The 10,260-nt window shown below is 55.2% G+C and carries 17 protein-coding genes and 1 pseudogene; 3 read left to right on the forward strand and 15 right to left on the reverse strand.

Going from position 1 to position 10,260, the window contains the following annotated elements:
- Nucleotides 1-14: 14 nt before the first annotated feature.
- The 3 genes from DFO50_RS18520 to DFO50_RS19030 all read right to left on the reverse strand — a co-directional run bounded on the left by DFO50_RS18520 (nucleotide 15) and on the right by DFO50_RS19030 (nucleotide 1,477).
- The gene (locus DFO50_RS18520; protein ID WP_112693004.1) at nucleotides 15-209 is read right to left on the reverse strand and encodes a hypothetical protein; all 195 of its coding nucleotides are present in this window, start codon (nucleotides 207-209) and stop codon (nucleotides 15-17) included.
- A gap of 402 nt (nucleotides 210-611) precedes the next feature.
- On the reverse strand, nucleotides 612-1,082 hold the full coding sequence (locus DFO50_RS19025) for a hypothetical protein (protein ID WP_146745152.1): 471 nt from the start codon (nucleotides 1,080-1,082) through the stop codon (nucleotides 612-614).
- A 161-nt stretch (nucleotides 1,083-1,243) separates the two neighbouring features.
- Nucleotides 1,244-1,477 carry a hypothetical protein gene (locus DFO50_RS19030; RefSeq protein ID WP_146745153.1) on the reverse strand — a complete coding sequence of 78 codons (234 nt, stop codon included), beginning with the start codon at nucleotides 1,475-1,477 and terminating at the stop codon, nucleotides 1,244-1,246.
- A 135-nt stretch (nucleotides 1,478-1,612) separates the two neighbouring features.
- On the opposite strand from DFO50_RS19030, the gene DFO50_RS20020 reads away from it, so the two are divergent.
- Entirely contained in the window at nucleotides 1,613-1,696 is an 84-nt protein-coding gene (locus DFO50_RS20020; RefSeq protein ID WP_374755042.1) for a helix-turn-helix domain-containing protein, read from the forward strand.
- A 3-nt stretch (nucleotides 1,697-1,699) separates the two neighbouring features.
- Here DFO50_RS20020 and DFO50_RS19295 read toward each other — a convergent pair whose 3' ends face one another.
- From DFO50_RS19295 to DFO50_RS20025, 5 genes and pseudogenes are all read right to left on the reverse strand, one after another.
- Nucleotides 1,700-1,846: a hypothetical protein gene (locus DFO50_RS19295; RefSeq protein ID WP_158537505.1), complete on the reverse strand. Its 147-nt coding sequence runs from the start codon at nucleotides 1,844-1,846 to the stop codon at nucleotides 1,700-1,702.
- A gap of 214 nt (nucleotides 1,847-2,060) precedes the next feature.
- The gene (locus DFO50_RS18530; RefSeq protein ID WP_112693005.1) at nucleotides 2,061-2,624 is read right to left on the reverse strand and encodes an immunity 42 family protein; all 564 of its coding nucleotides are present in this window, start codon (nucleotides 2,622-2,624) and stop codon (nucleotides 2,061-2,063) included.
- A gap of 143 nt (nucleotides 2,625-2,767) precedes the next feature.
- Entirely contained in the window at nucleotides 2,768-3,148 is a 381-nt protein-coding gene (locus tag DFO50_RS19035; protein WP_146745154.1) for a hypothetical protein, read from the reverse strand.
- A 64-nt stretch (nucleotides 3,149-3,212) separates the two neighbouring features.
- On the reverse strand, nucleotides 3,213-3,578 hold the full coding sequence (locus DFO50_RS19040) for a hypothetical protein (protein ID WP_146745155.1): 366 nt from the start codon (nucleotides 3,576-3,578) through the stop codon (nucleotides 3,213-3,215).
- Between the two features lie 79 nt (nucleotides 3,579-3,657).
- Nucleotides 3,658-4,365: pseudogene (locus DFO50_RS20025) on the reverse strand (integrase core domain-containing protein).
- 116 nt (nucleotides 4,366-4,481) lie between these two features.
- Here DFO50_RS20025 and DFO50_RS18540 point away from each other — a divergent pair.
- Nucleotides 4,482-4,913, forward strand: coding sequence for a RidA family protein (locus tag DFO50_RS18540; protein ID WP_028500201.1), 432 nt, complete (start codon nucleotides 4,482-4,484; stop codon nucleotides 4,911-4,913).
- A gap of 20 nt (nucleotides 4,914-4,933) precedes the next feature.
- Here the strand turns inward: DFO50_RS18540 and DFO50_RS18545 are convergent, their stop codons facing one another.
- From DFO50_RS18545 to DFO50_RS19300, 5 genes are all read right to left on the reverse strand, one after another.
- Complete coding sequence (locus tag DFO50_RS18545) at nucleotides 4,934-5,179, reverse strand: DUF3079 domain-containing protein (protein ID WP_373280385.1); 246 nt, start codon at nucleotides 5,177-5,179, stop codon at nucleotides 4,934-4,936.
- A gap of 65 nt (nucleotides 5,180-5,244) precedes the next feature.
- Nucleotides 5,245-5,760, reverse strand: a complete 516-nt coding sequence (locus DFO50_RS18550) for a hypothetical protein (RefSeq protein WP_112693006.1) — start codon at nucleotides 5,758-5,760, stop codon at nucleotides 5,245-5,247.
- A 116-nt stretch (nucleotides 5,761-5,876) separates the two neighbouring features.
- Nucleotides 5,877-6,713, reverse strand: a complete 837-nt coding sequence (locus tag DFO50_RS18555) for a hypothetical protein (protein WP_112693007.1) — start codon at nucleotides 6,711-6,713, stop codon at nucleotides 5,877-5,879.
- 33 nt (nucleotides 6,714-6,746) lie between these two features.
- Complete coding sequence (locus DFO50_RS19045) at nucleotides 6,747-6,926, reverse strand: hypothetical protein (protein WP_028500198.1); 180 nt, start codon at nucleotides 6,924-6,926, stop codon at nucleotides 6,747-6,749.
- A 3-nt stretch (nucleotides 6,927-6,929) separates the two neighbouring features.
- On the reverse strand, nucleotides 6,930-7,094 hold the full coding sequence (locus tag DFO50_RS19300; protein ID WP_158537506.1) for a hypothetical protein: 165 nt from the start codon (nucleotides 7,092-7,094) through the stop codon (nucleotides 6,930-6,932).
- Between the two features lie 279 nt (nucleotides 7,095-7,373).
- On the opposite strand from DFO50_RS19300, the gene DFO50_RS18560 reads away from it, so the two are divergent.
- Complete coding sequence (locus DFO50_RS18560; protein ID WP_199489900.1) at nucleotides 7,374-7,835, forward strand: response regulator transcription factor; 462 nt, start codon at nucleotides 7,374-7,376, stop codon at nucleotides 7,833-7,835.
- A 6-nt stretch (nucleotides 7,836-7,841) separates the two neighbouring features.
- Here the strand turns inward: DFO50_RS18560 and DFO50_RS18565 are convergent, their stop codons facing one another.
- Both DFO50_RS18565 and DFO50_RS18570 read right to left on the reverse strand, forming a co-directional pair.
- A complete protein-coding gene (locus DFO50_RS18565) occupies nucleotides 7,842-9,275 on the reverse strand; it encodes a cation:proton antiporter (RefSeq protein ID WP_051529023.1) in 1,434 nt (477 codons plus the stop codon).
- Between the two features lie 300 nt (nucleotides 9,276-9,575).
- Entirely contained in the window at nucleotides 9,576-10,205 is a 630-nt protein-coding gene (locus DFO50_RS18570; protein WP_112693009.1) for an alpha/beta fold hydrolase, read from the reverse strand.
- Nucleotides 10,206-10,260 lie beyond the last annotated feature (55 nt).

A 10,260-nucleotide genomic window follows, 5' to 3' on the forward strand; every position in this document is an offset into this window, starting at 1 on the left:
CGCAGCCGTAATGCTCAGCGGGCGTCCGGCGGACCGGCACGACGCCACAGCCAGCCACCCAGCAAGGCCAGCAGCATGCCGGCAAGGTGCCCGACGGCTGTGGCAACGCCGACGAACAGCACCAGCAGTCCGGCATAGGGCGGCCCCCAGACGGTCAACATGGCGAACAGCGCAGCGACGACCGGGTATGGCGCCAGCAGCAGCCACAACCGCCGACGTCCGTGGCTGAGGGTGAAGGTCAGCAGGCTGGCGATGAGGCCGGTGGTGAGGCAGAGGGTTTCGGGGATGGTGCCTTCCCATTCTTTACGTTAAATATTGCATGATAATTCGGTGCAGTTTTTCAGGATACGCAACGACAATGACAAACCAAATTAAAACCACTATCGATTGGCAATGGCACTTTGGCATGATGGTTAATTTTCAATATTTATTATTTTAATTTATTAATATTATTGCAATTTCTCTTTATTGCCATTCTTACCCTTATTTACTTTCACACACGAGCTACACTAGGCATATAAAAAATTTATTTCCAGTTGCTATCAATAAAACCAATATCCATGCAATTTATTCCACAGCTCAATAGCTCAATTTACATTTCATAAAAACCTTTAAGCACGCAGAACATGAAGCCCACAACATTTGACAGCCAATAAAAAATCGCTATTTTTAGCAACACCTTTTTCCAAATAAAAGATATGCGTTTGGTCATAGCCAAATTCAACAATAACGCCTATCAAAGGGAATGCTATTGATGTCACTTTTCTCTCTCTAAGTGCGAGCGACAGAAATTTATCAAAACGATTAATACTCTTGACACGCCCTCCACCATAACTCCCATCCACAGCTATAAAACTATTCTGATTTTTTTCAAAAAAAACATAAAATAGCTTTCTAAATTTATTTTCAAAAATCATATATTCGTCTAATTTTCCTTTATCATTGGCAACGGAGTAACATATTATTTCGTTATTAAAAGCCTCCTCTTCACTCAACACATGGTCAAACGCAGATACGCAGAACCCCTCAAAGCCATAGAGGGTTGATCGGTCAAAAACATCCAAAATACTATAAAAAGTCATTTCCGCAGCACCTTACCATTTTTGTCAAAAGTAGCTATTCCGTTTTCTTTTGAGTCAAAAAGTTTCCATGCATTCCCTCCCGCGAGGGTTATTTTATCCATCCGGAGAAACCCACCAACCAGTTTTAGTTCAACGGGAACAGCTCCAGAACTTGACACCCTCTAACGTTTACTAAATTCCGCCAAACATACGACATTCCATTGAGCCAAATTTTCACCATAACTCTTGGCATATGAATTTGGATAAATCGGAGTCGTAATATTAAAGCCTCCTAGTAGCAAAAAAAGTAATTCTGCAGGGTTGCTAACAGCTTGCCCAGCCCCAGCAATAGAAGCTTTCACTTCCTTGGCTATCTGCTCGGCCAGGTTGGGTTTTCCTTCTAGCACATCCTGCACAGGAGTCGGTGTTTTTCCTGGCAATGGAGGAGGTGGTACTACAAGTGCGAGGCTATTATTCTCTGCCTCATTATTCTCTGCCTCATTCTTCGCCGTCTCCCCCCAACCACAGCCCCGCCCCCTCCAGCCACCGGGCTGAAGCGCAGCGAACAGGCGCGCGCACTGGGCATCAGCGAACGCACGCTGTACCGGCGGCTGAAGCAGACAGCACAGCCGTAATGCTCAGCGGGCGTCCGGCGGACCGGCACGACGCCACAGCCAGCCACCCAGCAAGGCCAGCAGCATGCCGGCAAGGTGCCCGACGGCTGTGGCAACGCCGACGAACAGCACCAGCAGCCCGGCATAGGGCGGCCCCCAGACGGTCAGCACGGCGAACAGCGCAGCGGCGACCGGGTACGGCGCCAGCAGCAGCCACAGCCGTCGCCGGCCGTGACTGAGGGTGAAGGTCAGCAGGCTGGCGATGAGGCCGGTGGTGAGGCAGAGGGTTTCGGGGATGGTTGCTTTCCGTTATTTCTGCGCAATAATTTTATTCAGTTTTGCAAGAAGCACAATAACAATACTAGATTAATTTCAATATATAAAATCAGGTATTATTTTTTATTTTCCAATAATAGTCTATTACATTATCAACAACATCTCCAGCGACCAGCACATCAATAAATACCTCTTTAATTTCTGGAGCAGGGATTTTTACCCATTCAAAACAATCATTTTTCTCATTATAATCCTGCCTGCAGACTTTAGCCCCTAAAATACGTAGCTGCCCCCCATTTCTGACAGCAAAGACAAAGCAACAATCATCGTCCATATTGTATGTTGTCGCATTATAGGTATAGTCTGTTTCAAAATCGTCACTAATCTCGCTTTCTTCGGAGACCATTTCTGGCAACATCCTGCCCAGCATATAAAAATAAGCATCCTGTTTGGGCATGCAAAAGAGACTCGCATTTTCCGGAGCAGTCTTGAGCGCATTATCTTTCTCCAGGCAAAACACATCGCCACCTAATGTTGCATTTCTTAACCCTGGGGGAAACATTTCTCCATCGATGTAAAAATGGAATACACCGTTAATATGCCCTCCATTTCCACACCATAATGACACAGGGTCAATCAAAATAGCGAAAGTGTATGGGTTACCTATCAGCATATTAACGCCAACGCTTTCAAAAAATTAAATTTTAACTTCATACAAACACCCATATAAATTTTCATATTTTATATTTTGCAAAACAGATATTGAATTTCAATGCACCCATTTAACGCCCTCGTAGCCGACATCCCAAGCTATTTTTAACTGTACTCAGGCGGCCATTCATATTCAGCATCGTCATCCGACCTGCATATAAATCGCAACGGCAGCTTAATATCAGTAACATGCTTCAGTTCATTTGGGCGAAACTCCATGTTGCACTGATTTTTATAAACTACATTTAGCAGAATACTCGTGCATTTCATATTCTGTTTCTCATTTACTTCAATTTGACTGGCAATTTCAAAAATACGTTCAAATTCGCCTGAAACAACAATACTGGCAAGAGGATAGTCCACACGAACAGCAACTTCACCAAAAGGATAGAATGCAACCCGCTCATCTGGATGCAAGTATTGATTTAATGCTTCAGGAGATAATTGTTCGCCACTTATCACGCATATGCAATTCATTATGTACATTTTTGCCTCCTGATGCCATAACTGGCGCGTAAAAACCAAGCGTCAAATTCTTTGCTGTCAAACATTACTCATCACACTCATAACACGTCACGCACAATGTAATATCCAACTGCGAAAATCTTGCCGCAAGATCTGGGCTCAGATCAAACACACACTCTTTATTGTATGCAACATTTAAACACACATTGATATATTCAATACCTATTTTTTCCAGATCGCCAATAGTTTCAATGAACTCCGCTACACTTTCTGGAGAAGCATTAAAAGATATACTCCCATAAGGATAAGGTTTTCCCTTATAACGTCCTCTAGTGGCAATTTCTCCGGCAAAGTGTATGGAAAAATCATCTGTCGGCGGCATATGCCTCACAATCGAATGAGGATGAAACGCTTCTCCACTAATACTGCATGAGCAATTAATTTTCAGCATATCTACCTCATGAAATGCTTTAATGGGAAATCCGTAGCAATAGTTCTTTTTGTCTGCTGGTTTCTTGACCTCCCCCCGACTAACCGAGCGGTCTAAACTGGAGATTTCCGGCTTCTGGATGGGCTAGCCGGAACTCGCCGGGAGACCGGTCGCCCAGCGAACTGTGCGGCGTGAGTTCGTTGTAATCCTGCGCCAACGCTCGATCTTGTCACGCGCGTCAGCCAGCGGCAAAAACCAATGCACGTTCAGGCACTCATCCCGCAGACTGCCGTTGAACGACTCGATGAAGACATTATCCGCGGGTTTCCCCGGCCGCGAGAAGTCCAGCGTGACGCCTTGTTCGTACGCCCATTGATCCAGCGCCACCGAAATGAATTCACTGCCGTTGTCGACCTGAATCCGCTGCGGCGTCCCGCGCAAGGCTTGCACATGCCGCGTCGTCGCGACTACGTCCGCGGCTTAGGAGACGGCCGCTGCTGAACGACAGCGGTGGCGCGGCGAATGCTGACGCGGTACGCGTTGATCAGGAAGTTGGCCAGCTCGCGTTTGCGAGCCGGCTTCACAGCTTTTTCTGGATGACTTCCTGCAGCATCTGCTTGTCCAGGCTCAGGTCAGCCACCATGCGCTTGAGCCGGGCATTCTCTTCTTCCAGCTGCTTCAAGCGGCGCAGTTCGCTGACGCCGAGGCCGCCGTATTTCTTCTTCCAGTTGCAGAAGGTGGCCTCGGAGATGCCCATCTTGCGGCAGACCTCCGCGACCGTGGTGCCCAACTCCGCTTTGCCAGAAATCTCTACTTCTCTCCGCTACGGTTTTTCGGGAGGAGGTCAATGTGCCCTTGCCGTCTTGACCTCAAGTCCGCTTGAGGCGCTACGGTAGACCACTCTTCCCTCACAGGTGCCATCCGATGACGACTGCAACCCCCGCTCCGCAACTGACTTTCCTCAACCCGGAAGGGCTGTATGATCCGCGCCCGAACGGTTACTCCCATCTGGCCATCGTCGATGGACCGGCCCGGCTGGTCCATGTTGCCGGTCAGGGCGGCGAAGACGCGCAGGGCACGCTCTCCCCCGATTTCGGGCAGCAGGTCAGGCAGGCGCTGGCCAATCTGGAAACGGCATTGCGGGCAGCCGGCGCCGGCCCGCGCGATGTGGCCAGGCTGACTGTGCTGATCGTCGACCATTCGCAGGAACGGCTGCAGGTGTTCGGCCGGGCGTTGACGGCGCTATGGGATGGCGCGCCAATGCCGGCATGCACACTGATCCCGGTGCCACGGCTGGCGCTTGACGGCATGCTGTTCGAGATCGAGGCCACCGCCGTGCTGGCGCCGTCGACCTGAGCCGGCCCCGGTCGCAGGGCTCAGGCGGGATCGTCGGCGGGCTTTTGCAGCTCGTCGGGAATATCCAGCCCCCAGTCGCCCCACAGATACCAGTCTTCGCCGATGACCTCGGCCGGGTGCTGGGTACGGCCGGAGCCGTTGCCGCACTGAAGGGAATCGACCGGGCAGTATTTGTCACACCCCCAGCAGATTCGCTCCGGGTGTTTCGGGTTAAGCGGGAATTTTTTTGCCATGCCGGCCCCATTAACGTCTGAAGGCAGTGCCATGCACTGCCTTCAGATTAGCGTCATGACCGGGACTGGCGACATGACGCGGGTCAAGCCGCAACGGGTCAGGCCTGCAGATTGAGCCAGAGCTTCTCGCCGTCGTTGTACTTGCTGATCATGCTGGCGTTCAGCTTGGCTGCCGCTTCCTCGGTGCTGGCGGCATCGTCGCCCCCGCCCTGCAGCTCGGCCTGCTTCTTCATCAGCTCTTCGATCTTCGCTGCGACCTTTGCCTTTTCTTCCGGCGGCATGGCCTCGTACTCTTCCTTGGAAATTCCGAGCTGGGCCAGCATCCGCGCCATGACCTTTTCGCGCGGCGACATCGCCATGTACTCAAGGAAGCTCTCGCTGGTGCTCTTGCCGGTCGTCGCCGACGGCACGGCCCCGGCTGCTCCGGCGGCGCTGACGGCCGTGCTGCTGCCGGCAGCCGCCGTGGTGGTGTTCTGGGCCGTCGCGCCCAGGCCGGCGAAGGCGGCTACCAGCGCCGCGTTCCAGTCGGCGGCTGCCGTGTCGGTTTTTTTCCTGGTCGACGACGAGACGGCATCGAGGACGTTGCTCAGGCTGGCTTCACGAATATTCGACATGCGAATCCCTTTGTCAGTAAACGTTTCAGCCACTGAAACAGCAGGATTCATGCCAGCCCGGATTCCCCGTCAGCCGGCATGAATCGCAGCAAAATCACATACTGCATGACCGGTTTTTACCGCCCGTCGGCAATTTTTGCCTGTGCGGCAGGACGCCCCGGGCACAGCAGCCGCTCGCACCGAATGTGGTACATCTCGAGGTCTTCTCGAATGAAGAACGGCATCTCCCACGGGTTCTTGTCGATAAACGCCTGGCGGATTTCCTCGAACACGGCGCTGCCGTTCGGTACCAGGCTGGCCTGGCCCTCGATGATGGTGTAGTTCCACTCGATCGCGCGCTCGAAGGTAAAGGTCGCGCGCTCGTCCATCACGAAGAAGCAGTGCGGGTTGCGCTTCAACTGTCTGGATTTGAAGGTTTCCGGGAAAGTGATCAGGAAGACGTCATCGTTCTCGGTAGACAGGAAGGCAAGCACGGTCGTGTGCGGCTGTTCCGGCGCGAGGGTGATGAGCACCCCGACCTTGTTCTCGCGGTCGCGCCCGGCGATCGGCGGCAGGCTGGCCAGCGTGCTCAGCGGCACCGGCCGCTCCGGACGCAGATCGGCCGGGTAGTCATAACCGGGCTCGCGCAGGTTCTCGACGGCGGTAAAACCGTGCAGCAGCATGCATTCGCGCGGTTCGAGCACGGCCCAGTCGCCATCCACGGCCTGCACCCGCCCCTTGTAGGACGCCCGATAGACGCGAATCGACGAGTCGAACTCGTCGACCCCGGTACGGTTGTCCAGGTGAATCGTGGCCAGATCGCCCTGCTGCAGCGCATGCCCGTGCGGAAAGAACAGCCGCAGGCGATTGTCGTGCTGCGGGTACACGCCACAGATATGAATAACGACATCATCCTGCCGGTAGGCGCTGAGAACGCCAAGGATCTGCTTGCCGAGATAGGTGACGAGGCTCATGAGGAAAGGTCCGCTAGTACCAGATTCTTCAGATCATACGCCGGGCCCCGGTGTTTCTGGGTCTGTCTGCGGCTTGCGCTTGCCGTGTGGCATGACCGGTGCCGATTTCGGTCTGGCCGCAGCCGCGGTCCGGCAGACAAGAATCCCGACCAGCGCCAGCGGCACCACAACTACCAGCAAGGCTGCCAGCGCGTGCAGAAGTTCGGTATCCATGGCTCACTCCCCGCGCGCCGACAGCACGTTATCGACGGGTTTGCCGGCGCCTCGCCGCTGGTGCCACTGCGTCAGACTGACAACAGCCTGTCGCGCACAGCGAAACACCAGCACAAAAACCGCCACAGCCAGGGTAATAAAAACCACATCCTTGATAATGGTGTGCATCAGAACGTCTCAGCCACTCTCATGCCAGCACCATAGCCCACAGGAAAATGTCGCGGCGTAAAATTAACGTAAATTCTGCACTGCCACGCTGGTTATTACCGGCACCCTGCCGTTAACTGGACAGGGTACGGCGTCAGCGACAATAACTTTCTTTATTTACAGCATATTTATACTTCCCGGCATTATCTGAACAGCAATTTTATATCCAGCAGGAAAGAATGGTGCGCAGCGACCTTTACCCTTGATACACACGGGTGTCCCGCCCGGAGAACCACCGACGTGAGTCCAGATCCTGACCCCTTTCCTCCCCCGCTGCGCATTGTCGTGACCGTTCCCCCCGGGCAGACGGTAACGGTCACCGGCACACCCCGCGCACCGTGCGATATCGCGGAAGTCGCGGCCCGGGTCCGGGCCTGCCTGGACGATATCGGCATCGAGGGAGAGGCAACGGCGGTTTACGACGATGGCGTACTCAGTATTGATTTTTCGCGTCATCAGGTCCGGCGCCAGGGGCAGCCGGTTTCGCTGACCCGCAAGGAGTTCTCCCTGCTGGCCCTGCTGGCGCAACAGCCCGGCCGTCTGCTGACCCAGTCCTGCCTGCTGCGCACGCTATGGGGCCCCACACACGAGGGCGATGCCCACTACCTGCGCATTCTGGTCGGCAAGCTCAGGCAGAAGCTGGGCGATCCGCGCTATATCCTGACCGAGCCGGGAGTCGGACTGCGGTTCCTGCCGAGGTGAAACCGCTCACGAAGCCTGCATCTCGTATGGATGGCTGCGCTGCTTCTGGCGCAGGCCGGGCAGGATCAGGGCCAGCAGCGGGCCGGTCATGAAGGTGGTCACCAGCGCCATCACCACCAGCATGGCGAAAATCTGCGGCGACAGGATGCCGATATCGTAGCCGATATTCAAAACCACCAGCTCCATCAGGCCACGAGTGTTCATCAGGGCGCCCAGCGCCCATGCGTCACGCCACTTGATGCCCTTGCTTCGCGCCGCAACCGCCGCGCCGACCATCTTCCCGACCGTGGCCACGGCAATGATGGCCGCGCAGTGCTGCCACGCCTGCCAGTTGTCCAGCAGCCCGATCTGCACCCGGATGCCGGTATAGGTAAAGAAGATCGGCAGCAGGACCACGGTGGTCAGGTGTTCGATCTTGGCGCACAGGTTGATCCGCAGCGTCAGCTGGTGCGGCATGATGGCGCCGGCCAGGAACGCCCCGAACAGGGCGTGGATGCCGATCACTTCCGATACCAGGGCCGAGCCCAGACCAATGGCGAAAATGAAGGCCAGCTGACTGCTGGTGGTCTTTCCGTCCACCGTCGCATGACGGAGCACCCGCTGCGCCAGCGGCCGGATGACTTTGACCATGAACAGCACATAGATGACAGCCATGATCAGCACCACGACGGCCGATTTCATCGACCCGGCCTTGACCAGCCCGAGCACGGCGGCCAGCAGGCACCAGGCCGTCACGTCATCGATCGCGGCGCAGGCAATCGCCATCGAACCGAGCGAGGTGCCGGACAGCTGCTTCTCCTGAATGATCCGGGCCAGGACGGGAAACGCGGTAATGCTCATGGCGATGCCCATGAACAGGGCAAAGGAAGAAAACGCGATGCCGGGCGGGCAATATTGCCGGTACAGGCCGAGCGCCAGCAAGACCCCCAGCAGGAAGGGCAGCAGAATGCTGGCGTGCGAAATGACCACGGCAGCCGAAGCGCTTCTTTTCAGACTGGACAAACGCAACTCCAGCCCGACGATAAACATGAAGAAGATAAGACCGATCTGGCTGAAGAAATACAGCTGCGGCATCGATGCTTCCGGAAAGAGGAAGTCATAGCCGGCAGGCCACAATAATGCCAATACCGATTTGCCGAGCAGAATGCCGGCAATCATCTCGCCAATCACGCGCGGCTGCCCGAACAGCCTGACCACCCAGGCGCAGGCGCGGGACAGGATCAGGATCGACAGGATTTGAATCAGCAGGCCGACCAGTGGCTGATGCGCATGCTGGATCAGCACCTGGGGCGCAATATCCAGCCAGCCGCCCTGGTCACTGCTGTTTTGCAGGAGAACCGGACTTCCCCCGGAACCAAGGGAGAGAATGAAGAACAGTATGACCAGCGCTGCAGACAGAATCAGGCCGTAGGTCAGAATATGGAGCAGTGTTTTTTTCACACGGTTTTTCCGCTAAAATGCATTCGGTATTTTTACTGGCAGAAACCCATCCACCAATTCCGGGTGCACTCACCAGGATATAAAAACCATTGGTCTGATTTTTATATCCTGAAGCAGGCAGGTTTCTTCATCCTTGTGGCGCGCCGGATCATAGCATCCGCATTCAGGAAGAACATTGCCATATATTCATTTGTGCATCTTGGTGTCGCTTTTCCATGTATCCATAAGGGTTATTGCGCAGTGAACACGTCCGGCGACAACGGCGCCGTCCGCATTCAACTGGCGCCGTACCCTGCCGGCTTACCGGTCGTGCAGGAACGCATCGAGAACGGCATGCAGCCAGCCGGGCTGATCCTCATGGGTCGAATGATCGGCAAACGGGATGTTCAGCAGCTTTGCACCCGGTACCCGGTCGGCGAGTTCAACCGCATTGGCACGCGAGACAAGCTGGTCTTCGTCGCCACGAACCACCAGCAAGGCAGCGGTGATGTCGCGCACGGCTTCATTCGGATAGCCGTCTTCGCCCGAGTCAAGCCACAGACTCTGCAGCGCAGCCGTCAAGCGCTCGAAGTCCGGCTCCGGGTTCAGTTTCTGATAGCTGTCGTAGCTGTGCGGGAACATCTCGCGCCAGATCTCTGCCGTGATGCCGGCATACATATCGCGTGTCGGGTCGTCTGCCCCCAGGGCCCAGTGCGCGCCGATCGTGACGAGCTTGTCGACCCCGACTGTCCGGCTGGCGGCCAGCCGCAGGGCGGCGATACCGCCATCGCTGTGGCCGATGATGCTGACGCGGTCCAGACCCAGGTGCCGGATTACGGCTTCCACGTCCTGCTGGAGACGCTTGTAGCTCAGGGCTGCCCCGCCAAGCGTGGACTTGCCCTGACCGCGATTGGACTGCCCCGGCTCCAGTAGGCATTCCTGCCCTATGATTTGAGCATAGGAGGATGTCCGTGAGTACGCAGCGTTTTACCCCAGAATTCAAAGA

It is taken from the genome of Microvirgula sp. AG722 (assembly GCF_003269145.1).
GTDB classification, from domain to species: Bacteria; Pseudomonadota; Gammaproteobacteria; order Burkholderiales; family Aquaspirillaceae; genus Microvirgula; species Microvirgula aerodenitrificans.